The organism is Micromonospora sp. NPDC004704, assembly GCF_053601675.1.
Window position 1 is genome coordinate 1 of sequence record NZ_JBSGCD010000006.1, and the last position, 25,835, is coordinate 25,835.

The 25,835-nt window shown below is 69.6% G+C and carries 17 protein-coding genes and 1 pseudogene; 9 read left to right on the forward strand and 9 right to left on the reverse strand.

Annotated features, from left to right (window positions below; translation table 11 throughout):
• Nucleotides 1-2 precede the first annotated feature (2 nt).
• Nucleotides 3-1,028 carry an AMP-binding protein gene (locus ACWEFB_RS09970; protein ID WP_452284075.1) on the forward strand — a complete coding sequence of 342 codons (1,026 nt, stop codon included), beginning with the start codon at nt 3-5 and terminating at the stop codon, nt 1,026-1,028.
• Here the strand turns inward: ACWEFB_RS09970 and ACWEFB_RS09975 are convergent.
• Nucleotides 1,011-1,409: a hypothetical protein gene (locus ACWEFB_RS09975; RefSeq protein ID WP_452284077.1), complete on the reverse strand. Its 399-nt coding sequence runs from the start codon at nt 1,407-1,409 to the stop codon at nt 1,011-1,013. The two genes, ACWEFB_RS09970 and ACWEFB_RS09975, sit on opposite strands and share 18 nt — an antisense overlap.
• A 260-nt stretch (nt 1,410-1,669) precedes the next feature.
• On the opposite strand from ACWEFB_RS09975, the gene ACWEFB_RS09980 reads away from it, so the two are divergent.
• Together ACWEFB_RS09980 and ACWEFB_RS09985 are read left to right on the forward strand one after the other, a co-directional pair.
• Nucleotides 1,670-3,628: an amino acid transporter gene (locus ACWEFB_RS09980; protein WP_452284079.1), complete on the forward strand. Its 1,959-nt coding sequence runs from the start codon at nt 1,670-1,672 to the stop codon at nt 3,626-3,628.
• A 140-nt stretch (nt 3,629-3,768) separates the two neighbouring features.
• Nucleotides 3,769-4,107: a YkvA family protein gene (locus ACWEFB_RS09985; protein WP_452284081.1), complete on the forward strand. Its 339-nt coding sequence runs from the start codon at nt 3,769-3,771 to the stop codon at nt 4,105-4,107.
• Here the strand turns inward: ACWEFB_RS09985 and ACWEFB_RS09990 are convergent.
• Nucleotides 4,104-4,277 carry a hypothetical protein gene (locus ACWEFB_RS09990; RefSeq protein ID WP_452284083.1) on the reverse strand — a complete coding sequence of 58 codons (174 nt, stop codon included), beginning with the start codon at nt 4,275-4,277 and terminating at the stop codon, nt 4,104-4,106. The genes ACWEFB_RS09985 and ACWEFB_RS09990 overlap by 4 nt on opposite strands.
• Before the next feature lie 324 nt (nt 4,278-4,601).
• On the opposite strand from ACWEFB_RS09990, the pseudogene ACWEFB_RS09995 reads away from it, so the two are divergent.
• A pseudogene (locus ACWEFB_RS09995) lies at nt 4,602-6,011 on the forward strand (DEAD/DEAH box helicase); the annotation flags it as partial.
• Between the two features lie 868 nt (nt 6,012-6,879).
• Here ACWEFB_RS09995 and ACWEFB_RS10000 read toward each other — a convergent pair.
• The 7 genes from ACWEFB_RS10000 to ACWEFB_RS10030 form a co-directional block, all read right to left on the reverse strand.
• Nucleotides 6,880-8,364 carry a hypothetical protein gene (locus tag ACWEFB_RS10000; protein WP_452284085.1) on the reverse strand — a complete coding sequence of 495 codons (1,485 nt, stop codon included), beginning with the start codon at nt 8,362-8,364 and terminating at the stop codon, nt 6,880-6,882.
• Between the two features lie 79 nt (nt 8,365-8,443).
• On the reverse strand, nt 8,444-11,287 hold the full coding sequence (locus tag ACWEFB_RS10005) for a PQQ-dependent sugar dehydrogenase (protein ID WP_452284087.1): 2,844 nt from the start codon (nt 11,285-11,287) through the stop codon (nt 8,444-8,446).
• A 50-nt stretch (nt 11,288-11,337) separates the two neighbouring features.
• Entirely contained in the window at nt 11,338-13,467 is a 2,130-nt protein-coding gene (locus ACWEFB_RS10010; protein WP_452284089.1) for a ThuA domain-containing protein, read from the reverse strand.
• Between the two features lie 161 nt (nt 13,468-13,628).
• Nucleotides 13,629-16,751, reverse strand: a complete 3,123-nt coding sequence (locus ACWEFB_RS10015; protein ID WP_452284091.1) for a glycosyl hydrolase family 95 catalytic domain-containing protein — start codon at nt 16,749-16,751, stop codon at nt 13,629-13,631.
• Between the two features lie 455 nt (nt 16,752-17,206).
• Entirely contained in the window at nt 17,207-17,956 is a 750-nt protein-coding gene (locus tag ACWEFB_RS10020) for a hypothetical protein (RefSeq protein ID WP_452284093.1), read from the reverse strand.
• Between the two features lie 33 nt (nt 17,957-17,989).
• Complete coding sequence (locus tag ACWEFB_RS10025; RefSeq protein WP_452284095.1) at nt 17,990-18,127, reverse strand: hypothetical protein; 138 nt, start codon at nt 18,125-18,127, stop codon at nt 17,990-17,992.
• 74 nt (nt 18,128-18,201) lie between these two features.
• Entirely contained in the window at nt 18,202-20,448 is a 2,247-nt protein-coding gene (locus ACWEFB_RS10030) for an ATP-binding cassette domain-containing protein (protein ID WP_452284596.1), read from the reverse strand.
• Nucleotides 20,449-20,693: 245 nt separating this feature from the next.
• Here ACWEFB_RS10030 and ACWEFB_RS10035 point away from each other — a divergent pair, with 245 nt between their 5' ends.
• The 5 genes from ACWEFB_RS10035 to ACWEFB_RS10055 all read left to right on the forward strand — a co-directional run bounded on the left by ACWEFB_RS10035 (nt 20,694) and on the right by ACWEFB_RS10055 (nt 25,763).
• Nucleotides 20,694-21,488, forward strand: coding sequence for a TetR/AcrR family transcriptional regulator (locus ACWEFB_RS10035; RefSeq protein WP_452284097.1), 795 nt, complete (start codon nt 20,694-20,696; stop codon nt 21,486-21,488).
• 14 nt (nt 21,489-21,502) lie between these two features.
• Nucleotides 21,503-22,039 (forward strand): GNAT family N-acetyltransferase, encoded by a 537-nt coding sequence (locus tag ACWEFB_RS10040; RefSeq protein ID WP_452284099.1) that lies wholly within the window; start codon nt 21,503-21,505, stop codon nt 22,037-22,039.
• Nucleotides 22,040-22,094: 55 nt separating this feature from the next.
• Nucleotides 22,095-22,631 carry an AAA family ATPase gene (locus ACWEFB_RS10045; protein WP_452284101.1) on the forward strand — a complete coding sequence of 179 codons (537 nt, stop codon included), beginning with the start codon at nt 22,095-22,097 and terminating at the stop codon, nt 22,629-22,631.
• The gene (locus ACWEFB_RS10050) at nt 22,610-23,383 is read left to right on the forward strand and encodes an SDR family NAD(P)-dependent oxidoreductase (protein ID WP_452284103.1); all 774 of its coding nucleotides are present in this window, start codon (nt 22,610-22,612) and stop codon (nt 23,381-23,383) included. Before ACWEFB_RS10045 ends, ACWEFB_RS10050 begins: the two co-directional genes overlap by 22 nt.
• Before the next feature lie 322 nt (nt 23,384-23,705).
• The gene (locus ACWEFB_RS10055; protein WP_452284105.1) at nt 23,706-25,763 is read left to right on the forward strand and encodes a DNA gyrase/topoisomerase IV subunit B; all 2,058 of its coding nucleotides are present in this window, start codon (nt 23,706-23,708) and stop codon (nt 25,761-25,763) included.
• Nucleotides 25,764-25,835: the final 72 nt, after the last annotated feature.

Sequence of the window (25,835 nt, forward strand, 5' to 3'; positions counted from 1 at the left end):
GGATGTTGCTTGATGCGGGTTTCGATTTCCCGGGTGTGGTGGGGTTGACCGGTGGTGAGGAGTTGCCGGTGGGGTTGGGTCGGGAGTTGCGGTCGCGGGTGTCGCGGTTGGTGAATGTGTACGGGCCGACGGAGACGACGATCTGGTCCACCCTTGCGGAGGTGCCGGTGGGTGTGGGTGGGGTGTCGTTGGGTGCGCCGATCGGTAACACGCAGGTGTATGTGGTGGATCGGGGGTTGCGGCCGGTGCCGGTTGGGGTGCCGGGTGAGTTGGTCATTGGTGGGGCGGGTGTGGCGTGGGGGTATGTGGGGCGGGCGGGTTTGACCGCTGGTCGGTTCGTTCCTGATCCGTACGGGGCGCCGGGTGGGCGGTTGTATCGGACGGGGGACCGGGTGCGGTGGCTGCGGGGTGGGGGGTTGGAGTTCCTCGGTCGGGTGGATCATCAGGTGAAGGTGCGGGGGTATCGGATCGAGTTGGGTGAGGTGGAGGCCCGTTTGGTGGGGCATCCTCTGGTGGGTCAGGCGGCGGTGGTGGTGGCGGGTAAGGGTGAGGACGCCCGTCTGGTGGGTTACGTGTCGCCTGCGGCGTCGGGTGAGTCACCGTCGGGGCGGCAGTTGCGGTCGTATCTGGCGGAGTTGTTGCCGGGGTACATGGTTCCGGGGCAGGTGATGGTGTTGGACGCGTTGCCGTTGAACACCGCCGGCAAGATTGACCGACGCAACCTCCCCACCGGAGAGCTCGACGACCCCGAGGTGCACGACTACGTCGCGCCGCGTACGGAGATCGAGGAACTGGTGGCGGCGACCTGGGGTGAGGTGCTCGGACGGGAGCGGGTCGGGGCGCTGGACGACTTCTTCGACCTCGGCGGCCACTCCCTGCTCGCCACCAAGGCGGTCGCCCGACTCGGCGCCGCACTGGAACGGGACGTACCGATCCGCATCCTGTTCGTACGGCCAACCCTGGAGGGCTTCGCCGAGGCGATCGAGGAACTGCTCCGCGGGGAGGGCGGGTCAGCCCTTTCCGCGTGAGGTCCCCTCCGGGCGCATGCCGGTCTCCTCCTCGAGCGGGTTGTCGGCCAGGGAGCCGGTCGAACTCTCGTCCGGGAACGAGTGACGCCCCGGCGTGTCGGGGGTCAGGCCCGGTCCGCCCTCGTGGAACGGGGTCGGCTCGACCGTACCGAGGCCGTCGCCGCCCGCGGCGGCCGGCTCGCCGGCCCGGCGTTCGCCCCGCCGTCCCTCGCTGACCGCGGTCGGCTCGCTGCCCTCGTCGATCGGTGAGTCCTCCTCGACCCCCCAGGGCGCGTCCTGGTCGAGGCCACGGGTGGTGCCCCACGGGCCGACCGACTCCGGCCCGCCCTCCCCTGCGTTCACCGCCTCGCCGTTTGTCGTGGACTGCTTCTTCGCGGCCATGACTCTCACCTCGCTGACGGGTCTGTAGCGGTGCCCGTGTGTGTGCCCACTCCCACCCCGGTCATGCGGACGACACCGGAGCAGCCTCGACGTTTGCCAGCCCCCGAGACGGGTACCGGCCGCCCCGTCCCGAGAGACCGGCACCGCCGATCCTGCTGCCGCCGTGCCCCCGGATGGTCGGTTTCTCCACGGCGGCGGTCCGAGCCGGGTGACGATGGCTCGCGGCGGGGCGATTGGCCGCCCGAGCGGGGGAAAACGACGTGGCGGGTCAGACGATGGGGGAGCCGGGAGCGGGGCGGCCCGTTGGTGGGCTGCGCCGCTGGCTGCTGCACGGTCTGCAACCGGGGAGGGCCAGCGGGCCGTACACCACCGAGAGCGTCGAGCACCAACGGCCGTGGTGGCGCGTCATGTGCCTGACCGGCCTGGACTACTTCTCCACCCTCGGTTACCAGCCCGGCATCGCCGCCCTGGCCGCCGGGGTGATCTCGCCGATCGCCACCCTGGTGCTGGTGGCACTGACCCTGTTCGGCGCGTTGCCGGTCTACCGGCGGGTGGCCCGGGAGAGTCCGCACGGTCAGGGGTCGATCGCCATGCTGGAGCGGCTCCTGCCCCGCTGGAACGGCAAGCTGCTCGTCTTGGCCCTGCTCGGGTTCGCCGCCACCGACTTCATCATCACGATCACGCTCTCCGCGGCCGACGCCAGCGCGCACATCATGGAGAACCCGTACCTGCCGGAGTCGCTGGGCGGCCTGCAGGTCGAGATCACCCTGGTGCTGATCGCCCTGCTCGGGGCGGTCTTCCTCAAGGGCTTCAAGGAGGCCATCGGGATCGCGGTGGTGCTGGTCGGCGTCTATCTGCTGTTGAACCTCGTCGTGATCGTCGTGTCGTTCGGTCACCTGCTGGCCAATCCGGCGCTGGTCTCGGACTGGCGGCGGCTGCTGTTCAACGAGCACCCCGACGTGCTCGGCATCGTGGTGGTCGCGCTGGTGGTCTTCCCCCGGCTGGCCCTCGGCCTGTCCGGCTTCGAGACCGGGGTGGCCGTCATGCCGTTGATCAAGGGACACCCCAGCGACATCCCGCGCCGGCCGGAGGCGCGAATCCGGGGCGCACACCGGCTGCTCACCACCGCCGCGATCATCATGAGCGTCTTTCTCATCACCAGCAGCTTCGTCACCACCGTGCTCATCCCGCACCGGGAGTTCGAGGCCGGCGGTGAGGCCAACGGTCGGGCGCTGGCCTTCCTCGCCCATCAGTACGTCGGCAACGGGTTCGGCACCATCTACGACATCAGCACCGTGCTGATCCTGTGGTTCGCCGGTGCATCGGCCATGGCCGGGTTGCTCAATCTCGTACCCCGGTATCTGCCCCGGTACGGCATGGCGCCCGACTGGAGCCGCGCGGTACGCCCGCTGGTGCTGGTCTTCACCCTGATCGCGTTCCTGATCACGGTGGTCTTCGAGGCCGACGTCACCGCCCAGGGCGGCGCGTACGCGACCGGGGTCCTGGTGCTGATCACCTCGGCCGCGCTCGCCGTCACCCTGTCCTCGCGCCGTCGCCGCCGGCGCGGGGCGACCGTGGCGTTCGCGCTGATCACGGTGGTGCTCGGCTACACCACGGTCGCGAACGTGATCGAACGTCCCGACGGTGTCCGGATCGCCTCGCTGTTCATCGCCGCGATCATCGCCACCTCCATCCTGTCCCGGGTGTTCCGGGCGACCGAGTTGCGGGTCACCGGTGTGCACCTGGACCCGGTGGCGCAACAGTTCCTCGCCGACGTGGTCGAGCGTGGGGAGATCCACATCATCGCGAACGAGCCGAACGAGCGCGACGAGACCGAGTACCGGGAGAAGGAGGCCGAGCAGCGTCACGACAACCACATCCCGGTCGGGGAGCCGGTCCTCTTCCTCGAGGTGACCGTCCGCGACCCGTCCGAGTTCGAATCGGAACTGATCGTCACCGGCGAGGAGCGGTTCGGGTACCGGATCCTTCGGCTCGAGGGCGCCAGCATCGCCAACGCCATCGCCGGTCTCCTGCTGCACATCCGGGACACGACCGGGAAGCTGCCGCACATCTACTTTGCCTGGACCGAGGGAAACCCGCTGATGTACCTGCTCCGGTACCTCTTCTTCGGCGACGGCGAGGTTGCCCCGCTCACCCGTGAGGTGCTCCGTCAGGCCGAACCGGACCGGCGTCGCCGCCCCCTGGTCCACGTCGGCTGACTGACCCGCCGCCCGGCACAGGCGTCGGCGGATGTCGGGCGTGGCGTAATGATCGAGCGATCGGGGCAGGAAGACTCCTGTCCGGAGCCGGCCGTCCGATGGGCGGAGCGGCTGCGGGTCGCCGGAGACCAGGAGGACGCGTGGATTCGTCGGTTGTTGTCGCGCTGCTGATCGTGGCAGCCGCCGCGACACTCGTTGTCGCGATCGTGCTCGTCGTCAGGCTGCTCAGGATGAGGGCGTTGATCCGGAGCAGCCGGATGCCACTACCGGGCAAGTTCGCCTTCTGGGCGGCGGTGGTCTACAGCATCTCGCCGGTGGACGTCCTGCCCGATCCGATCTACCTGGACGACATCGGGATCCTGCTCGGCGCGATCACCTATCTCGGGCATCTCGCCAGACGGCACGGCATCATCGGAGGTCGGTCCACCGCAGGCCAGCTCGAGCAGCCGGCGGTCAAGAAGGTCGGGACGAAACCCTAGTCGCGGTCGTCGTCCGGCGAGTGCACGTCGCCGTCGACCTCGAACGGGGTACGCAGGCGCGTCATCGCGGCCAGGCTCACGTCCACGGTCGGCCGCTGGTCGACCGAGGGGTCGCCCTTCGGCAGGTCACCGAACGGGTTGGGGTCATGGGTGGTCACGTCGGTCAACATCTGCTCCAATGCTTGCGCGCCGGTGCTCGGCTCACCCGATGGCAGGCGCGAGTCGGGTGCGGAAGGGAAAGAACGAGCGGGGTGGATCCGGTCGGGGTGGATCCGGTCATGCCGGAAGATGCATCCCATTCGTGCCATGAGCGTACCCGTAGCCTGCGACACGACTTTGGCGTACGGTCGTCGTCCGTTCCCGGGCGGCGGGTAGAGTGGTACGTGCAGCCCGCTGGTCTCGACCGCTACCTGCGCTGATGTCGACCACCACGCGCCGCGACCGGAACGGTCAGCGCCGTGCAGGGCGATTCCTTCCACGTTCGGAGACACTCCATGGCGGCACGCCGCCCCAGTAAGACGCTCGATTCCGTACCCAGCTCCTTCGCCGAACTCGGCGTGCCCGCCCCGCTCGTCGCCGCGCTCGATCAGGTGGGCATCACCAGCCCGTTCCCGATCCAGACCGCGACCCTGCCGGACGCGCTGTCCGGGCGCGACGTGCTCGGCCGAGGCAGGACCGGGTCCGGCAAGACGTACGCCTTCGCCATCCCGCTGCTCGCCCGGCTGACCGCCACCCGCCCGACCCGGCGGCCCGGTCGTCCGCGATCGCTGATCCTGGCGCCGACCCGTGAGCTGGCCACCCAGATCGAGGCGACGATCGCCCCGCTGGCCGCCGCCCTGTCGCTGCGCACGATGACCGTTTTCGGTGGGGTCGGCGCACGGCCCCAGGTGAACGCCCTGCGGGCCGGGGTCGACATCGTGATCGCCTGCCCCGGCCGGCTGGCCGACCACGTGTCGACCGGCGAGGCGGTTCTCGACGCGGTCGAGATCACCGTCCTGGACGAGGCCGACCACATGGCCGATCTCGGCTTCCTGCCGGTGGTGAAGCGGCTGCTCGACCGCACGCCGGCCGCGTCCCAGCGGCTGCTGTTCTCGGCGACCCTGGACGCCGGGGTCGACGTGCTGGTCCGGCGGTACCTGACCAACCCGGTCACGCACAGCGTCGACTCCGCGACGTCCCCGGTCGCCGCGATGACCCACCACGTGCTCCGGGTACGCCACGACGACCGGCTGCCGGTCCTGATCGACCTGGCCGCCGCACCCGGTCGGACGCTCGTGTTCACCCGTACCAAGCGGGGGGCGAAGAAGCTGACCAGCCAGTTGGTCGCCTCGGGCGTGTCGGCCGTGGAGTTGCACGGCAACCTGGCGCAGAACGTCCGTACGCGCAATCTGGCGGCGTTCTCCACCGGCGACGCCCGTACGTTGGTCGCCACCGACATCGCCGCCCGCGGCATCCACGTCGACGACGTGACCCTGGTGATCCACGCCGACCCGCCGGCCGAGCACAAGGCCTACCTGCACCGCTCGGGGCGGACCGCCCGGGCCGGAGCCAGCGGCACGGTGGTCACCCTGATGACCGAGGACCAGGTCGCCGACGTCCGTGACCTCACCCGTCAGGCCGGCATCAACCCGACGATCACCCCGCTGCGGCCCGGTCACGCGTTGCTCGCCGAACTCGCCCCGGGCGAGCGGCTGTTCACCGCGCCGCCGGCACAGCGCCCGGCGTCGTCCGGGTCCCCGACCCGCAGCACCTCCGCCTCCGGCGGTACGGGTCGCGGCGGGTCGGCCCACGGTGGCTCGGCCGGTGGCGGAGCCCGTGGCGGCTCTGGCGGCGGTGGATCGGCCCGTGGTGGCGCTGGCGGTGGGGCGGCCCGTGGTGGCTCCGGCGGTGGGGGATCAGCTCGTGTGGGCTCTGCCGGTGGCGGGGCGGCCCGTGGTGGTTCGGCGCGCGGGGGCTCGAAGCGCGGTGGATCTCCCCGTAACGGGACAGAACAGCACGAAACCACCCGAGATACTGCGAATCACGCTGGCTCGGCGCGTCCGACCCGAGTGGCCGCGTCCCCGGCGGGCAGTGCGGCGGCGTTCTCCGCCGGCAGCCGGGTGGGTAGCCGCGGCCGGCGCTGACCGCACGCCTGAGCGTACGGCCCACGCCGGCCGGGGCGAAGGGGAAGAGGGTATGACCAGCGGTGAGGGCCGCTGGCCGTGGTCCGGCACGGGGGTAAGTGCCGTCATGATCGAGTAGCGCGGGGCGATGTTCGGTCGCCCCGCGCCGGCCGGCTGCCGGGCCTCAGGCCCGCGGCGGCCCGTCGTAGTCCGGTGCCACGTAGACCGGGAGGCGTTCGCCGCCCCCGCGGGCGTAGCGACGGGTGTAGGTGACGTGCCCGCGTGGCTGCGGCAGCCGTGAAGCCGCCGTGGCCGGGTCAGCGGACTCGCCGCCCTCAACCGCCGTTACCGGAACTTTCAGGTACATCGGCAGCGAGCGCGCCGCAGCCACAGATCGAGCGGGAGTCACCTCGTGGCGTTGGTCGTGCCACGGACCGCCAAGGAATAGGACCTTCATCCGCTTATCGTCCCCTGTCCAGGGCTCCAATGCCTCATCCGTCGGCCCTTGAATCCGTGGGACGCCCGAAAATCGTCCGATCAGGCGGTAAATACCGCACCACCGCCGGACGACAGAGGGTCTATCGTCCTGGCGGTGGCGGATATTGGAGCGGTCGGGCGCTTCACCTTCCGGAGGTGTCTTCCGGCAGGTCAACGGTGAGTGGTCGGACAGTTACCCGCCGATCAGGTCGAATCGTTCCCATGCTCCGATCGCACCTCTGTTCGCGATCAGAGGCGCGGCGCCGCTGTTTTCCGCGGCGACGTACTGGTTGTTCCCGATGGAGCGGAGACTGACGCTGCCGTCGGTGTTGCGGACGAGTTGGAACGTCTCCCAGGTGCCGATGGTGGTTTTGTTGGCGATCAGGGGAGCGGTGCCGTTGGCGGCGGTGACGATCAGCCCGTTGGCCTTCGACCTCAGCGCGATGTTGCCGTTGCCGGCGTCGAGGCGGTCGAACTGCTCCCAGGGGCCGATCGCGGCCCGGTTGGCGATCAGGGGCGCCGCCCCGGCGTTGTCGGCGGCGACGTACTGGTTGTTGATCCGGGCCCGCAGGCTCACCACCGGAGCCGTCGGCGCGCTCGGGTTGAACCGTTCGGCCCAGTAGCGGGTCCGGTCCAGGTACGCCGTCTGCGCCGCCGCCCCGGTCAGCCCGTACGCGCCGGAGTAGGTCAGGTAGCCGTGTCCGGCCGGCGGAGTGGAACTCGCCGGCTCGATCGTCGAGCCCTCGTGCCACTCGTTGAACGACGTGATCGACACCCAGTCCGGCGGGGTCGGCGTACCCAGGGCGTTGGTCCACTGCCGGTCGTACGCGGCCCCGTTGTCCCGGCCGAGCGTGGGAGTGGTGTTGCCCGGCACCGCCCGGTCGTCCAGGTAACCGGGCGCCACCGAGGGTGCCCAGACCAGCCCGTTCGCCCGGCAGTACGCCGCCGCGTTCGCCCAGCCCGGCGCGGTCGCCCCGGCGATGCCATCATAGGTGTACATGCCGCCGAAGTTGGCCACCTTCGAGGTGTCCGTCGTCTGGGCCAGGACGATGTTGTTCACCCGCACCTGGGCCAGCGGGGACCAGTCGGTGATCCGCAGGCTCTCGAAGACGTAGAACGCCGGGCGGTTGCCGTGCGCGGCGTCCCGGTAGAAGGCCGGGCTGGACCCGTACCGGGAGTTGATGTAGTTGATGTCGGCGACCGTGCTGGCCGCGGTCCGCCCGCTGTACGGCTCCAGGTGCCAGGCGACCTTGATGCCGTACTGGGCGGCGGCGGTCATGACCCGGGCGGTCAGGTTGTCCTCGTACGAGCCCTGACCCCACCAGCTGTAGACGATCGTGCCCACCCCGGCCTGGCTGATCCAGGCCATGTGCTGGTTGATCGTGGCGACGTCGCCGGAGTCGTACGCACCCCGGGTGGGGTAGTAGTCCGCGCCGATGTCCTGCGGAGGGGTGTGGTTGCCCTGCTGCCAGTGCCGGTAGCTGCCGGCGACGGTCGGGTTGCCGTACCAGGAGTAGTAGAAGATGTGGACGTTGGACGCCGGTGCGGCCAGCGCCCGGACGGGTTCCTGTGCTCGCGGCGCCGCCTGCGACGCCGGGCCGGGTGCGCCGACGAGCCCGACCGCGGTCAGCAGCAGGGTCGCCAGGGCGGTGCGCCCCCAGCGGGAGATCCGGTGCATGTGTTTCCTCCGTGGTTGCCGAGCCTGGCCCTGACCGGTGCGGGCGGTGGCACGCCCGCACCGGTCACGGGTGCGGCGATCAGCCGCCGATAAGGTCGAAGCGTTCCCAGGCACCGATCGCCGCTCGGTTGGCGATCAGCGCCTGGGCGCCGCCGCCTTCGGCGGCGACGTACTGGTTGTTGCCGAGGGAGCGCAGGCTCACGCTGCCGTCGGTGTTACGGACGAGTTGGAACGTCTCCCAGGTGCCGATGGTGGTCTTGTTGGCGATCAGGGGAGCGGTGCCGTTGGCGGCGGTGACGATCAGCCCGTTGGCCTTGGCCCGCAGGGCGATGTTGCCGTTGCCGGCGTCGAGGCGGTCGAACTGCTCCCAGGGCCCGATCGCGGCCCGGTTGGCGATCAGGGGTGCCGCCCCGCCGTTGTCGGCGGACACGTACTGGCTGTTCACCCGGGCCCGCAGGCTGATCACCGCGGGCGTGCTGGTGGTGCCCGTGGTGAAGGTGAACGCGTCCACGTCGAACAGGTTCCCCTGCCCGGTCACGCCCTTGAACACCAGGTAGAGCGTGGTGCTGCCGGTCGGTGCGTTGGACAGGTTGGCGGTCACGTTCGTGAACGTGTCCCAGCCGCCGGTCGGCGCGACCGCGACGCTACCGAGCAGGGTGCCGGTGGCGGAGCCGGTACGCACCTCGATGGTCCCGCCGACACCGCCGGAGGAGACCCGGGCGGTGAACTGGGTCGCGTTGCCCAGCAGGTACGGCTGGTACGAGATCCAGTCGCCGTTGTCGACGAAGCCGGCCGTACGGCCACCCTCGGCGGCGGCGTGGTCGGCCGTCTGGATGCCGGACTGGGCGCCGAAGTGCTCACCCTGCCGGTGCTTCGGCTGGAGCGTCCGGGTGCTGCGCGAGGTCAGACCACCGTTGTCGGTGTACGCGGCGTCGAAGACCCCGAAGATGTTCGCGGCCGAGTCGTGCTCCCCGTCGACCGGGATGGTGATCGTCCCGGTGCAGCCGGTCTTGGAGGTGATCTGGTGGGCATGGCTGTCATGCCCCAGCGAGTACGTCACCGTCACCCGGGCGCAGTTGATCGTGCCGTCCTCGTTGTCGGCGGCGCTGACCGTGAACGGGACGGTGTCCCCGAAGTTGAACAGCTGGCCGTTGGCCGGCAGTTGCAGGTTCACCGTCGGCGCGGTGTTGCCGACCGTCACCACCAGGCTCGCCGTACCGGTGAGCCCGGTCGGGTCGGTGACCCGCAGGGTCGGCGAGTACGTGCCGTTCGCGGTGTACGTCTTGGTCGGGTTGGCCGCCGTCGACGTGGTCCCGTCGCCGAAGGTCCAGAGGTAGGACAGTGCTCCGCCCTCGGGGTCCGAGCTGCCGGCCGAGGAGAACGTCACGGTCAGCGGGTTCGGTCCGGAGGTCGGGTTGGCCGAGGCGACCGCGACCGGGCTGCGGTTGCCGCCGCCGATGTACTCGACCCGGATCAGCGCCTGGTTGTTCGAGCCGGTGCCGTAGTCGAGCACGTAGAGCGCACCGTCCGGGCCGAACGCCATGTCCATGACCTGGGTGCCGGTCCACGGGAAGGCGGAGATCTCCCCGGGGGTGCCGTTGGAGTTGACCGCGATCGCCTTGATCCAGCGGCGGCCGTACTCGCCGGCGAAGTACTGGCCGTCGAGCGACTGCGGGAACTTGACCGGGGAGTTCAGCGAGGCGTTGTACCGGTAGACCGGGCCGCCCATCGGCGACTCCGAGCCGCCGCCGAACTCCGGCGGTGAGCCCGCGTCGCCGCCGTACCGGATCCAGCTCGCCTTGGCCGGCGGGAGGGTGGTCTGGCCGGTGTTGCGGAACGAGTTGTTGGTCGGGCCGGCGGTGCAGTTGTACTTCGCCTGCGAGGGGCCGGACGGGAAGGTGTACTCGTTGTACGTCTCCGCGCTGGTGTTCGTACCGGTGCAGTACGGCCAGCCGTAGTTGCCGGGCGCGGTGATCCGGTTGAACTCCACCTGGCCGCTCGGTCCCCGGTTCGCGTCGCTGACACCGGCGTCCGGGCCGTAGTCACCGAGGTAGACGATGCCGGTGGGCTTGTCGACACTCATCCGGAACGGGTTGCGGAAACCCATCGCGTAGATCTCCGGCCGGGTGTTGGCCGTCCCCGGCGCGAACAGGTTCCCGGCCGGGACGGTGTACGTCCCGTCCGCCTGCGGCTTGATCCGCAGGACCTTGCCGCGCAGGTCGTTGGTGTTGCCCGAGGAACGCTGGGCGTCGAACTGCGGGTTGCGGGTGGTCCGCTCGTCGATCGGGGTGTACGAGTTCGACTCGAACGGGTTGGTGTCGTCGCCGGTGCTCAGGTAGAGGTTGCCGGCGGCGTCGAAGTCGATGTCACCGCCGACGTGGCAGCACTGCCCCCGGTCGTTGTTCACCTGGAGCATGATCCGCTCGCTGCCCATGTTCAGCGTGTCGTCGCTGTTCAGGGTGAACCGGGACAGCCGCAGGTGCCCCTTCCACGCGTCGAAGTCGGCCGCCGTACCGGTGGTCGGTGCGTCCCCGCCGGGTGTGCTCAGGGTGGGGGAGTAGTACAGGTAGATGAAGCGGTTGGAGGCGAAGTTGGGGTCCGCCGCGACGCCCTGCAACCCCTCCTCGTCGTGGGTGTAGACCGGGATGTTGCCGGCGACCTTGGTGTTGCCGGCCGCGTCGGTCACCCGGACGGTGCCGTTGCGGGCGGTGTGCACCACCGAACGGTTCGGCAGCACCGCCAGGCCCATGGCCTCGCCGATCTCGGCGGAGCCGGTGGCCAGGACAACCTGCTGGTAGTCGGCGGGCGGGATCACCACGGCCTGGGCCGCGCTCGGGGCGGCGGCCACGGCGAGCGCGGTGCTCGTCGCGGCGACCGTGGCCGCGACGAGCAGTCGCGACCAGCGGTGGAGGGTGGGGGACATCTGGTTCCTTTCCGGGGGTGGTGCCGGTGGGGGTGAGGGGAAGCGCAGGGTCAGGAGCCGTAGACCTCGAACTCCCAGAGCGAGTAGCCGTAGGGGGTCAGGGCGCGCTGGGTGCCGTACACCCGCACGTAGCGGCCGGTGCCGGTCAGGGTCAGGTCGTCGATCCCACCGTCGGAGGCGGTGGTCGAGTAGGCGGTGGTCCAGGTGCTGTTGTCGGTCGAGGTCTGGACCTGGTACGCCCGCCCGTACGCGGCCTCCCAGTTGAGCCGGACCCGGCTGATCGACCGGGTGGCGCCCAGGTCAACGGAGATCCACTGCGGGTCGGCGTACGCGCTGCCCCAGCGGGTGGCCGGGTTGCCGTCGACCGCGTTGGCGGCCACGTGCGCGCTGCCGGTCTCGACGCTGGAGGTGGCGGTGGGCCGACCCGTCGACAGGAGCGTGGGCGTGCCGGTGACCGGGGTGCCGTACACGTTCAGGTCCCACAGGGAGTAACCCCAGGCGGTGGCGCGCTGGGTGCCGTACACCCGGACGTAGCGCCCGGTCCCGGTGAGGGTGACGTCGTCGACGCCGCCGTCGGAGGTCGTGGTCGAGTAGGCGGTGGTCCAGGTGCTGTTGTTGGGCGAGGTCTGGATCTGGTACGCCCGCCCGTACGCCGTCTCCCAGTTGAGCCGGACCCGGTTCAGGTTGTACGTCGCACCGAGGTCGACCGAGATCCACTGCGGGTCGGCGGAGAGGCTGCCCCAGCGGGTGGCCGGGTTGTTGTCGACCGCGTTCGCCGCCACGTGCGGGCTGCCGGCCTCGACACTGGAGGCGGTGGTGGGCTTGCCCTGGGCCAGGTCGGTGCCGGGCTGCGGCGGGTTGCCGCCCTCGGCCTTGATCCGGATGTTGCGGTAGTTGATGTCCATCCCGGCGCCGTCGTTCTGCACGCCGATGTAGCCGTTGGCGATGTTCCGGGTGCTGGTGTAGTCGTTGATCTTCACCCCGTTGAGCCAGATCTCCACCCGCTGCCCGTGCACCCCGATCTCGTACGTGTTCCACGACCCCGGCGGGTTCAGCGCGGCGGCCCGCAGGGCGGTGTCCGGCGCCCTGAAGCTGTAGACGCTCCCGGTGGTCCGGGACGGGTCGGCGTCGGTCGCGTCGATCTGGATCTCGTGGCCGGCGTCGACCGGCTGCCACGGGTCACCCTGCGGGTCGGGGAAACCGATGAACACCCCGCCGTTGTCGTCGCCGGGCATCATCCAGTCGAGCTTCAGCGAGTAGTTGGCGAACGTGCGGACCGGGTACCAGAGCAGGCCCATCCCGCCGACCGAGGTCAGCGTCCCGTCGGCCAGGGTGAAGCCACCCGGACCGGCCTGACGCCACTGGTTCAGGCTCGCCTGGGTCCCGTCGAACAGCGCGGTGTAACCGACCTCGGGACGGCAGTCGGCCGGCTTGGCACCGGCCGCGATCTGGATCCCGCCGAGCAGCATCCGGGTGAAGTTCGCCTCGGTGTACGTCTGCTCGGTGTGGCCGAGCCCGGTGTACCAGGACCGCCCGCCGCCGTAGTTCTGGCACCAGGTGATCGGGTGGTCCCCGCCCATCGACCCGCCGCTGTACGACGACTCGTCCAGGTTGGACAGCACCTTGACGTTCGCCCTCGGGTTGGCGCGGTAGTTGTACCACTCGTCGGTGCGGGTCCAGCTCTGCGGCAGGTGCGCGGTGGAGACGTTCGACCGGTCCTCGGTGCGTACGGTCGCCTGCTGGGTCGCCGGGTGCGAGGCGAAGTAGCCGCCGACGAGTCCGCCGTACCAGGCCCAGTCGTACTCGGTGTCGGCGGCGGCGTGCACCCCGACGTACCCCCCACCGGCGGCGATGTACGCCTGGAAGGCGTTCTGCTGGGTGGTGTCGAGCACGTCACCGGTGGTGGAGAGCCAGACCACCGCCTGGTACTGGGCCAGGTTGGCGGTGGTGAACTGACCGGCGTCCTCGGTCGCGGTGACCGTGAAACCGTTCGCCGCGCCGAGCTGCTGGATGGCGGCGATGCCGTTGGGTATGGACGAGTGACGGAACCCGGCGGTCTTGGAGAAGACGAGGACCTTGGTCAGGGGTGCCGCCGACGCCGCCGGTGGTGTCACCCCGACCAGGGCGGCCGTCGCCACCAGGGCGACGCTGAGGACCGTGGAGAGCGCACGGATGCGCATGGTTGCTCCTTCGCGGAGGACTGGAGGGGCTCGGGTGGCTCGCCGTCCATGGGCGTGGACGGAACCGGTCGTCCGCCCGGACGGAGGTCGTCAACCTGGCATCGCCCGCAGGGCGATCCTCGCGGCTGCCGACCCCCGCCGGGCGGCTCGTAGCGGGGGCGCTAGCTGGAGACCAGGGTGAACTTCTCCCAGGGGCCGATCGTGGCGCGGTTGGCGATGAGCGCCCCCGCACCCCCGTTCTCGGCCGACACGTAACTGTTGTTGACCGTGGCCCGGAAGCTCACCGTGCCGTCCGAGTTGCTCACCTGCGTGAACGTCTCCCACGAGCCGGCCGAGGGCCGGTTGGCGATCAGCGCCGCCGCACCGGCGTTCTCGGCGCAGACGAACTGGTTGTTCGCCCGCGACCGCAGCGCCACGTTGCCCGAGCCGACGGCGACCACGTCGAACTGCTGGGTGGTGCCGACGGTGGTGGAGTTGGCGATCAGCGGTGCACTGCCGGCGGTGACGTACTGGTTGTTGGCCCCGGCCCGGATCGCGGTGCCACCGGTCGGGGTGCCGCCGGTGAGGATCCGCAGGGCGTCGACCATGCCGACCGAGGTGGCCTTGTTGACGATCCGGATCGTGTGCGAGCCGTTGGTCAGACCGGTCTTGCTGTAGACCACCGCCTGCGCCTGTCGGGCGCCGCTGACGTACAGGTTCACGTTGGCCTGGAGGACGTTGTCGATGTAGACGTCGACGTTGCCCATGTCACCGTTGCGCTCGGACAGGTACTCCACCCCGGTACCGGTGAAGGTGTACGAGGCGGTCGCGCCGACGGTGTTGGTGTGGTGGGTGTCGTCGTTGTAGTCGCCGTACCCCCGGGCGGTGGTCAGGTGCCAGTTGGCGTCGTAGGTGAGCAGGGTGTTGTTGACCAGCCCGCCACCTCCGGTGCCACCGCCGAGGCCGAGGGTCGAGGCCGTGTTGAGCAGGCTCTTGGCGCCCTGGTTGGCGGTTCCGGTCAACGTCGTCGAGCTGTAGCCGCTCAGCGGCTTGGCGGTCCGCTCGACCACGTACACCGCGTTGGCCGCGGTGGCGAAGGTGATCTCGCCGGCCGAGCTGGTCGTCAGGATGGCGTTGTCCGACGTACGCCGGACCCGGACCTCCTGGGTGCCCCACGGGTTGACCACCCGAGCCTGCTTGCCGTACAGGCTCTTGATCCCGACGTACTTGGTCTCGTTGGCCTCGCGCTCCGAGCTGACCAGGAAACCGTCCTTGGCCAGGAGGGTGAACTTGCCGACGAAGCCCGACGGGATCGCCGGGAAGACCCGGATCTTGTCGTTGTAGCTCTGCATCAGCGACTCGTTCATCGCCGCCAGGTGGATGCCCAGGTACTCGAACACCCCGTTGGTGTTGTTGGTCATGCCGTTGGGGTAGTTCTGGTACTTCTGCAGCATCGTCCGCATGCCCTGGAACGCCTGGTCGGCGAGGCCGAGCCGGGCTGCGTGCACGTGGTCGTTGGACCAGACGTTGCCGTACGGGTGCGGCCGGACGTTGAACGTGTTGATCGCGGTCTGCTGGTCGGCGTACCCGATCCCGGTCTGGTCGTAGGGCCAGACCAGCTCCAGGGCAACGTTCTCGTTGTTGCGGGTCTGTGAGATCGGCGGGTCGTGCGGCAGGTAGGCGCCGTTCTGGATCTGGTATGGGGCCAGGTTGTTGACGATGTTCTGCCAGTTCGCCCGCAGCCCGCTGTCCAGCCCGAGCTGGTTGCTGACCGAGATGGTGAGCGGGAACAGCAGCCGTACGGCGGCCAGGTCGGTGATCGCGTTGCGCACGTCCCAGTACGTCTCGTGCGAGTTCGAGTTCGCCATGTAGTACCGGCCGCTGCCGTCGACCGACAACCGGTCCTCGTAGAACTTCACCGCTTCCCGCATGTACGGGTACGCCGTGTTGCGCAGGTAGTTCTCGTCGTTGGTGTACCGGTACTGCAGGTACATGTTGTACGCGGCCTCGGTGCCGGTGGAGTACAGGTCGTTGACGTAGTCGCTGTTGACCGTCCCGCGCGCGTTCCCGTCCCAGCCCATCGTCTCCGGCACCCAGAGCCCGTCACTGCCGTACCGGGTCGTCGTGTACGACTTCAGCGCGCTCAGGTTGCGGCTGTAGAGCCGGTTGAACCCGCCCATCAGTTCGGTGTGGTTCGAGGCGTAGAACGAGTTGTAGACGTCGCGTTGGTTCCAGTACCAGTACCCGTTGCTCCACTTGCTCTGGTCCTGGGTCGCCCGGAACACACCGTTGATGAAGTGCAGCGGGTAGTTGCCGTAACCACCGGCGGCGATCATGTACGTGGCCAGGTAGTAGACGTTCTCCAGGTAGTCGGCGTCACCGGCCGAGTTGGAGTACTGGACGAACGACTTCTCCCAGAACGCGTGCCACCAGTTGCGGTAGTTGTTCAGGGTGGTCGCGTACCCGGTGCTCTTGACCGAGGCGAGCTGGTTGCGGGCCTGGGTGACCGAGTTGAGGCCGGGGGAGTTGATCCGGCTGGCCGCGGTGAACCAGACCGTGTAGCTGGAGGTCGGGGTGATGTTCAACCGGACCTGCCGGCCGTTGACGACCTGGGAGGTGTAACTGGCCCCCTCGACCGTGGCGGCGAGCGTGTAGCCGAAGTTGTTCGGGTCGCTCTGCCCCCGGCTGATTCCGACCCCGCTCGCGTCCGCGAACGTCGAGTACGTCCGCCATGTGTTCAGGTCCGGCACGTCGGCGATGTTCTGGACCGTGTTCGGGTCCCACAGGCTCAGGTCCAGCCCGACGCTCGTGACACCCGGCCGGGTGTCCTCGACGTGGATGCCCATCACCTCGGAGTTGGGCGAGCCCATCACGGTCACCGTACGGTTGCTGTCGTACTTCGTGGTGAGCGTGCCGTCGTAGAGCGAGAGCCGCTGCTGGAACGTGGAGTATCCGGTGTCCATCTGCGGGTTGCTGAACAGGTTCACCAGGCCGGCCGCGTACGTCGACTGCTGCGACAGGTCGACCCCGGACACCTGCATGGTGAGGCCGTTCTGGTTCCAGGCCATCGCCCCGGTGCGCCCGTTGCCGACCGTCAGGCCGTGCAGCGGGTTGGTGTTCGGGCGGTTGTAGACGATGTCGTGCTTCGACAGGTAGTTGGCGTAGTTGACGTTCAGTGTTCCGGTGCCGGAGTTGAACGCGGCGTCCGTCGGTGACGCTGCCGCCGGGGTGCTCTGTCCGCTGACCGCCAGGCCGACCACGAGCAGGGCGGCGGCGGCGATGCGGGTCGGCGTACTCATCTTCATCGACACGATCCCCTCTAGATCGCTCGTTGGCGATGTGCCCGTGCCACGGACGCGGTGCGTCCGTGCGACTCCCCATCCGCCGAAGTGGGGAGCTACCACGAGCTGGTTTTACGTGAGTTCGGACGGGTTTTCCGGCGCGATGATCCGCCCCGGATGTCCAACCGACCCACATCTGTCACATGCAGTTAACATCGGATGTCTTTGCTAGTCAATCCTTGGCCGTCGATGTTCTGTCGCCCCAGCTCAGGCCGGGTGAAGTCGCTTCGCTGCGGGGTGATCCTTGGTAGCGGGGCAGGCACCGGAAGCCACCACGGCCCCGACCCGACCGGTGAACCATCCGATGTCGGGTCCCTCCTGGTGGCCGGAATTCATCCGATGACGTCCGCCTCCCGAGCTGTCGTGGCAGGACAGGTGGGCGTCCCGTGAGGGCGTGGCGGGTCGGACCCGGAGCCGTACTACGGGTGCCAGCGGACCCGTGGTGGGTCGACCGCCGGTCCGGGTTCCGGCGGATCCTCTTCGCCGGAGCGCGGCCCCGGCGTGCGGGACGGAACCCGCGTCGGATCGTCACCGACCGGATGGCGTTGCTCCACACTGGCCCGGATCGCCGCGAACGCGGTCTTCGACCGGCGGCGGATGTACCAGACATGCCCGGCCGTGCCGCCCAGCAGGACCAGCAGACCGCAGGTGCCGGCGGCCCATGTCGGCGCACCCGCGCGTCGCAGGGCCAGGCCGCTGCCGAGGGCGAGCAGGGCGCTGTTCACCAGGCCGATGGTGCCGGAGAGCCCGACGACCTCGCGCAGCCACGGCCCGCCGGGTGGCCGTCCCTGGTAGATGCCGCGATCGTCCAGGGTGGGCATGACGATGTACGGGGCCACCTCCGGCGCCCGCCGGGCCAGGTAGGTACGGATCGAGTCGGTCGCCACCGCGTACAGCCGGGCCCGGTTGGTGAACTCGACCTGCCGGACGAAGATGGTCGACCCGAGCAGCAGCACCAGCGCGCCGATCCCGGTCACCGCCCCGGTGATCGCCGGGCCGCCGCCCCCGCCGGTGATCAGGGCCGCCGCGACCGCGGTCGCGGCCGAGGTCACCACCAGGAAGAAATTGAACCTCGCGGTGGCCTGGTCGGTGTTCGCCCGGCGCGCCTCGCGCAGGTGCTCGTACTCGGCCAGCGCCACGGTCAGCGCGGTGTCCGGATCCTCGGCCACGGCCACTCCCGTCGATCGGCGACCGGGCCGAGCCTAGCCGTCCCGGTCGACGCGGAACGGACCGTCCAGGGCGGCCCACTGCAACAGCATGATGGTCTTGGCGTCGACTATCCCCCCGGTACGGGTCAGCTCCAGCGCCTCCCGGAACGGCACCTCGACCACCTCGACCACCTCGATCTCCTCGCCCTCGTCGGGCGACCGCGCTGTTAGAAGCGTGAGATCTGTGTTCGAAAGCGGATCGCCGATCAGGCGCGCCCGGTCACCCCCAGGTATTTCCGCAGGTGTCGGGCGGTGAGCGAGTCCCCGCCCGCGACCAGGTCCGCCGGGGTACCGGTGAACACCACCCGGCCGCCGTCCTGCCCCGCGCCGGGACCGAGGTCGATCAGCCAGTCGGCGTGTGCCATCACCGCCTGGTGGTGCTCGATCACCACCACCGTGTTGCCGTCGTCGACCAGCCGGTCCAACAGGGCGAGGAGCTTGTCCACGTCGGCCAGGTGCAGCCCGGTGGTCGGTTCGTCCAGCACGTACGTGGTGGCCTTCTCCGCCATCTGGATGGCCAGCTTGATCCGCTGCCGCTCCCCGCCGGACAGGGTGGTGAGCGGCTGCCCCAGCCCGATGTAGCCCAGGCCGGCGTCGGCGAGCCGGTCGAGGATCGCCCGCGCCGGTCCGCTGGTGAAGAAGTCCCGCGCCTCGGTCACCGACATGGCCAGGACCTCGCTGATGTCCCGGCCGCGCAGCTTGTGGGTGAGCACCTCGGGGGTGAACCGCTTGCCCTCACACTGCTCGCAGACCGACGCCACCCCGGCCATCATGGCGAGGTCGGTGTACACGAGGCCGATGCCCTTGCAGTTCCCGCACGCACCCTCGGAGTTCGCGCTGAACAGGGCCGCCTTGACCCCGTTGGCCTTCGCGAAGGCGGTCCGGATCGGGTCGAGCAGGCCGGTGTAGGTGGCCGGATTGCTGCGCCGGGAGCCCCGGATCGGGGACTGGTCGACCACGGCCACCCCCTCGCGGCGAGGCAGCGACCCGTGGATCAGTGAACTCTTGCCCGATCCGGCGACCCCGGTGACCACGGTCAGTACGCCGAGCGGGATGTCGACGTCGACGTCCTTGAGGTTGTGCAGGTGGGCGCCGGTGATGTGGAGCTGCCCCTGCGGCTGCCGTACGCGCTCGCGCAGCCGGGCCCGGTGACCCAGGTGGCGGCCGGTGAGCGTGTCGGATCTCCGGAGTCCGGCCACGTCGCCGGTGTAGCAGATCCGGCCGCCGGCCGATCCCGCGCCCGGTCCCAGGTCGACCACGTGGTCGGCGATCTCGACCACCTCGGGCTTGTGCTCCACCACCAGTACGGTGTTGCCCTTGTCGCGCAGCCGGATCAGCAGGTCGTTCATCCGCTGGATGTCGTGCGGGTGCAGGCCCACGGTCGGCTCGTCGAAGACGTAGGTGACGTCGGTGAGGCTGGAACCGAGGTGCCGGACCATCTTCACCCGTTGCGCCTCGCCACCGGAGAGGGTGCCGGACTCCCGGTCCAGGCTCAGGTATCCGAGGCCGATCTCGACCAGTGAGTCCAGGGTGTCGCGCAGCGTCCTGACCAGCGGCGCCACCGAGGGGTCCGTGATGGCGCGGACGAACGTGGCCAGGTCGCTGATCTGCATGGCGGAGCACTCGGCGATGTTGCGGCCGTCGATGGTCGAGCCCAGCGCCGCCGCGTTGAGTCGGGCGCCGCCGCAGGCCGGGCAGCCGGTGAAGGTGACGGCCCGGTCGACGAAGGCCCGGATGTGCGCCTGCATCGACTCGCGGTCCTTGGCCAGGTAGAGCCGCTGCACCTTGACCAGTAGGCCCTCGTACGTGGTGTTGAAGTTGTTCGTCATGATCTTGGTGGGAGGCTTGTGCAGGAAGTCCTCCCACTGCTGCGGGGTGTAGTCCTTCAGCTTCGTGTCCGGGTCGAAGAGGCCGGACTGGGCCATGGTCTGCCAGTACCACCCTCCGACGGCGAAGTTCGGCGCGGTGATCGCACCCTCGTTGAGCGACAGGTCGATGTCCACGAGCTGGTGGACGTCGATGGTGGACACCCGGCCGAGTCCCTCACACTCCGGGCACATGCCCTCGGCGCTGTTGAAACTGAACGCGGTCGAGGTGCCGACGTGTGGGGTGCCGAGACGGCTGAAGATGATCCGCAGCATGGTGTGGGCGTCGGTCGCCGTACCGACGGTGGAGCGCGAGTTGGCGCCCATCCGCTCCTGGTCGACCACGATCGCCGCGCTGAGGTTGTGCAGGGCGTCCACGTCCGGCCGGCCGAGGTTCGGCATGAAGGACTGGACGAAGGCGGTGTAGGTCTCGTTGATGAGCCGCTGGGACTCGGCGGCGATGGTGCCGAACACGAGCGAGGACTTCCCGGAACCGGAGACGCCGGTGAAGACCGTGAGATGGCGCTTGGGAATGTCCACGGAGACGTCGACCAGGTTGTTCTCCCGGGCGCCCCGTACCTCGATCATCCCGTGGCTGTCGGCGGGGCGGGTCGGGTTGGTGCGGTCGAGATCGGCGCGCTGACCGGGGGCGGCATCAACGGCGGCGCGTGGTTCCGGTCGGTTGCCGTCGGCGAGCAGCAGTCCGCCGCCCGGCCCGCCCCCGTTGCCCGACGGTTGGCTGGCGCGGTCGTTTCCCATACCGTTCCCCCTGATATTCTTACGGCATAAAAAGATAACCTGACGAGGTTAGTTTATGTGCTAAGGAGTTGCAAGTGGTGGTCTTTGCCGGCCAGGGCGATCCCCGCCGTTCGATGGCCCTGCTGTGGCGTACGCCGGGCTCGCCCGAGGTGCGGACCGGTCCGGGGCCCAAGCCGGCACTGAACGTGGACGAGATCGTGGACGCCGCGATCGAGGTGGCCGACCGGGACGGCATGGCGGGCCTGTCCATGCGCGCGGTGGGCGAGCGGTTCGGACGTACGGCGATGGCGCTCTACACGTACGTGCCGAACAAGGCCGAACTGCTCGACCTGATGTACGACCGGGTACACGCCGAACTACCCACCGGGTACGCCCCGGAGCCCGGCTGGCGGGCCACGCTCACCGCCTGGGCCGGGGACCTGTGGGAGTTCTACCTGCGCCACCCCTGGGTGCTCCAGGTGTCCCAGGCCCGACCGGTCCTCGGACCGAACGAGTACGTCGTACTGGAGACCCTGCTGGGGATCCTCTACCGGACCGGGCTGGACGCCAAGGCGCTGCGACGCACGGTCGGCACGCTGTTCCACTTCGTCCGGGGCATCGCCCAGACGGCGACGGAGGCCCGGCACGCGAAGGTGGCCACCGGGATGTCGGACGAGGACTGGTGGTACGCCCGCTCGGCCCTGCTGGCGGAGGTCGCCCCCGACTTCGCCGAGCGGTTCCCGACCGTGACCCGGATGGAGGGCGACCAGGGTTTCCAACTCGACGACGAGACCGTGCCCTACCTGGAGCAGGAGTCGCGGGAGACGTTCAGGTTCGGCCTCACCGTGCTGCTCGACGGCATCGAGTCCGCCAGGGCGACCTCCGCGTAGGGACGGTCGCCGAAATGCGCTGGCGGTCGGCGGCGGACTCGGCGACCATGGCCGGCGTGCCACAGACCCCGACAACCATCTCGATCACCCTGGTACGCCCCGACTCCGACGTCGGCAGCAGGATCCTGCGCGACTACTACGACGACATCGTGAGCCGCTACCACGGCCGCCGGGCGACCTCGGCCGAACTCGACGCGGTGCTGCTCGACGAGCCCAGCGACGACCTCGTTCCCCCGCACGGTTACTTCTGGGCGGCCACCGACGGCACCGCCCCGGTCGGTTGCGCCGGCCTGCGCCTCCTGCCCGACGCCCTCGGCGAGGTCACCCGCGTCTTCGTCGCCGGGACCGCCCGTCGACAGGGGATCGCGTCACGGTTACTCACCGGGTTGGAGGAGGTCGCCCGGAGCCGGGGGCTGTCGCGGCTGCGGCTCGACACCCGCCACGACCTGGTCGAGGCACGCCGGCTCTACACCGGGCACGGGTACGTCGAGGTGGAGCCGTTCAACACCAGCCCGTACGCCGAGCACTGGTTCGCCAAACCGCTCGACTGACGACCAGGGTCTCGCCGGGGCTGCGTCGACTGCTCACGGCTTCTAGGCTCGCGGGATGGTGAAGGTTCTGATCACCGGGATGTCGGGCACCGGCAAGTCGACGGTGCTGCGGATCCTCGCCACCCGAGGGCACCGGAGCGTCGACACCGACACCGACCGGTGGAGTCACTGGGTGACGCTGCCGGACGGATCGTCCGACTGGATCTGGCGCGAGGAGGCCATGACGGACCTGCTCGCGGGCCATCGAACGGGACACCTGTTCGTGGCCGGCTGCAAGAGCAACCAGGGCCGGTTCTATCCGGAGTTCGATCATGTCGTGCTGCTCAGCGCTCCCGTCGAGGTGCTGCTGTCGCGCATTGCCGCCCGGACCGACAACCCGTACGGCAAGCGGCCCGACGAACGGGCTGCCATCCTGGAACACGTCGCCGTCGTCGAACCCCTGCTCCGGGCCACCGCCACCGCCGAGATCGACGCGTCCGCCCCGATCGAATCGGTCGTCCGGCAGGTGGAGGACCTCTCCCGGGAGAGACCACGTCCGGTTGACACCCCTCAGCGGTGGGAGGAAGTGCCGTGCGGCGTTCGTACGTGGTGACCGGTGGTGGTCGAGGGGTCGGCCGGTCCATCGTGGAGCGACTCCTCGCCGACGGTCACGCGGTTGTGGTGATCGAACTCTCGGCGCCGGCCCTGACCTGGACGGCGGACCATCCGGCCGGTCCACGGCTGGTCGCGCTTCCCGGCAGCGCCGCCGACGAGGCGGTGACCGAGGCCGCCGTCGATCTCGCGGCGACGGCGGGGACCTTCGCCGGCTGGGTCAACAACGCCGCGATCTTCCGTGACGCGGCGCTGCACTCCGCCCCGGCCCGCGAGGTCGCCGACCTGATCGCCGGCAACGTCGAGCCGGCCGTGGTCGGGTGCGCGACGGCGGTCCGCCGGTTCCTCGCCGCCGGTACGCCTGGGGCGATCGTCAACATCTCCTCCCACCAGGCCCAACGCGCGGTACGCGGTGCCCTGCCCTATGCCACGGCCAAGGCCGCCGTGGAGGGCCTCACCCGGGCGGCGGCGGTCGACTACGGGCCGTACGGCATCCGGGTCAATGCCGTCGCGCTCGGCAGCATCACCACCGAGCGCTACGAGGGGCTCCTCGCCGGTCTCCCGCAGCGGGAGGCGGCCGGGGTGGAGGCGGAGATGGCCCGACTGCACCCGGTGGGGCGGGTGGGCCGACCCGACGAGGTGGCGGCGACGGTCGCCTACCTCCTCTCCGACCAGGCGAGTTTCGTCAACGGCGCGATCCTGCCGGTCGACGGCGGCCGGTCGGCGCTGGGACTGGACCCCGAGGCCACCTGACCGCGCCGACGCCGTCCACCCCATCGGTCCTCTCGCGGCGCCGAGCGCGACCGCCGGGCAGATCTTTACAGTGACAACATGCCGTCGCCCGGAATGACTTTGCAATGACAAGATTTGCCTGTCGGTGGTGGTACGGGGAGACTTCCTGTCGTACCCCGACGGCACGATGACGTGATGTCCGTCCCCGCCGCGCCCCGCCGACCCGGACAGTCCCGTCAGAGCGGACAGGGGAGTAGGTAGGCTCGCGGGCAGCGCCGGCCCGCCGACCGACGATCATGCCGATTCTCGGCGTGTAACACCGCACCTCTGGGAGTTCAGCTCGTTGACTGCACAGCCTGAGATTCTGTACGGGGCAGACGACCTCACCCATCTGGAAGGCCTCGACGCCGTCCGGAAGCGACCCGGCATGTACATCGGGTCGACCGACAGCCGTGGCGTGGGTCACCTGTTCAACGAGATCCTGGACAACTCCACCGACGAGGGCGTGGCCGGTCACGCCACCCACGTCGAGGTCACCCTGCACGCCGACGGTTCGGTGCAGGTGGACGACGACGGCCGAGGGATCCCGACCGACCTGCACGCACGGTCCGGGCTCTCCGGTGTCGAGCTGGTCCTGACCCGGCTGCACGCCGGCGGGAAGTTCGGCGGCTCCGGCTACAAGACCTCCGGCGGTCTGCACGGTGTGGGCGCCTCGGCGGTCAATGCGCTCTCCCACCGGTTCGACGTCACCGTCGCGCGCGGCGGACAGGTCCACCAGATGTCGTTCCAGCACGGCGTACCGGGTGTCTTCGACGGCGCGGGGCCGGATGCGACCTTCACCCGGCAGCCGGGCCTGCGGCCGTTGGGCCGGATGAAGCGCGGCGCCTCCACCGGCACCTCCATCCGCTACTGGCACGACGCCCGCTACTTCGAGACCGGCGCCTCGCTCGACGTGGACGCTGTCCGGACCAAGCTGCGCAACACCGCGTTCCTCGTGCCCGGCGTCACCTACGCGTTGCGGGACAACACCGCCGAGACGCCCACGACCGAGACGTTCCACTTCCCCAACGGCCTCGGCGACATGGTGGACTTCCTGACCCCGGCCGGGGACAAGCCGGTCTCCGGCACCCTCCTCATCAACGGCGAGGGCACCTACCGGGAGAACGCCGCCGACGAGCACGGCGTGATGCAGAGCAACGTGGAGCGCCGGGCCGAGGTCGAGGTCGCGCTCAAGTGGGGGACCGGTTACGAGCGGACGGTGGAGACCTTCACCAACACCATCCGCAACGTGCACGGCGGCACCCACCGCAAGGGTTTCGAGCGCGGTGCCGTACGTGCGTTGACGACCGCGATCCGCAACACCCGTGGTCTGCTCAAGCCGAAGGAGGATCCGCCGATCCTCGACGACGTGCTCGAGGGCATGACCGTCGTGGTGCACGTGCGGATCCCCGAGCCGCAGTTCACCTCGCAGACCAAGGACGAACTCTCCACCGCCCCGGTCACCAAGGTGGTCCAGACGGTCGTCGAGCAGCAGGTCAAGGCCTGGCTGGAAGACCGGCGGACCAAGGCCGAGGCGCGTACGGTGCTGCAGAAGATCGTGGACGCCGCGCGGGTCCGGCTGACCCAGAAGCAGCAGAAGGACGCGGCCCGGCGCAAGACCGCGCTCGAGGGCGCCTCGATGCCGCCGAAGCTGGTGGACTGCCGTTCCACCGGGGTCGAGCGCAGCGAGCTGTTCATCGTCGAGGGGGACAGCGCGCTGGGCACCGCCCGGCTGGCCCGATCGTCGGAGTACCAGGCACTGCTGCCGATCCGGGGCAAGATCCTGAATGTGCAGAAGGCCAGCCTGCAACAGGTCCTGGACAACGCCGAGTGTTCGGCGATCGTCCAGGTGCTCGGGGCAGGCTCGGGCCGTACCTTCGATCTCGACGCCCTCCGGTACGGCCGGATCATGATCATGGCGGACGCGGACGTGGACGGCTCGCACATCCGTACCCTGCTGATCACCCTGTTCGCCAAGTACATGCGACCGGTGATCGAGGCCGGTCGGCTCTTCGCCGCGGTGCCACCGCTGCACAAGGTCAGCACCAAGGGCCGCAACCCGGAGACCCACTACACCTACACCCAGGCCGAGATGTCGAGCACGGTCGCCCGGCTGGAGAAGGCCGGCAAGCAGGTCGTCACCCCGATTCCCCGGTTCAAGGGTCTCGGCGAGATGGACGCCGACGAGTTGTGGGACACCACGATGAACCCGGCCACCCGTGCGGTCCGCCGGATCAAGCTCGACGACGCCGAGGCGGCCGAGGAAGTCCTCGAACTGCTCATGGGGGAGAAGGTCGAACCCCGCAAGAACTGGCTCATCGACTCCGCCAGCCGGGTCGACCAGGAGACCATCGACACCTGACGGGCCGAGCCGGCCGCCGGCTCCGCCACGCCCGAGTCGTCGTGTAACAAGAGCGGTCGCCGAACCGGCCGA

Bases quoted from the DNA above. Each gene is read 5' to 3' on its own strand.
- ACWEFB_RS09990 (WP_452284083.1), bottom strand. From the start codon at position 4,277: ATGTTGACCGACGTGACCACCCATGACCCCAACCCGTTCGGTGACCTG.
- ACWEFB_RS10040 (WP_452284099.1), top strand. From the start codon at position 21,503: ATGCGCTGGCGGTCGGCGGCGGACTCGGCGACCATGGCCGGCGTGCCA.
- ACWEFB_RS10000 (WP_452284085.1), bottom strand. From the start codon at position 8,364: ATGCACCGGATCTCCCGCTGGGGGCGCACCGCCCTGGCGACCCTGCTG.
- ACWEFB_RS10030 (WP_452284596.1), bottom strand. From the start codon at position 20,448: ATGATCGAGGTACGGGGCGCCCGGGAGAACAACCTGGTCGACGTCTCC.
- ACWEFB_RS10045 (WP_452284101.1), top strand. From the start codon at position 22,095: ATGGTGAAGGTTCTGATCACCGGGATGTCGGGCACCGGCAAGTCGACG.
- ACWEFB_RS10005 (WP_452284087.1), bottom strand. From the start codon at position 11,287: ATGTCCCCCACCCTCCACCGCTGGTCGCGACTGCTCGTCGCGGCCACG.
- ACWEFB_RS10010 (WP_452284089.1), bottom strand. From the start codon at position 13,467: ATGCGCATCCGTGCGCTCTCCACGGTCCTCAGCGTCGCCCTGGTGGCG.
- ACWEFB_RS09975 (WP_452284077.1), bottom strand. From the start codon at position 1,409: ATGGCCGCGAAGAAGCAGTCCACGACAAACGGCGAGGCGGTGAACGCA.
- ACWEFB_RS09970 (WP_452284075.1), top strand. From the start codon at position 3: ATGTTGCTTGATGCGGGTTTCGATTTCCCGGGTGTGGTGGGGTTGACC.
- ACWEFB_RS10015 (WP_452284091.1), bottom strand. From the start codon at position 16,751: ATGAAGATGAGTACGCCGACCCGCATCGCCGCCGCCGCCCTGCTCGTG.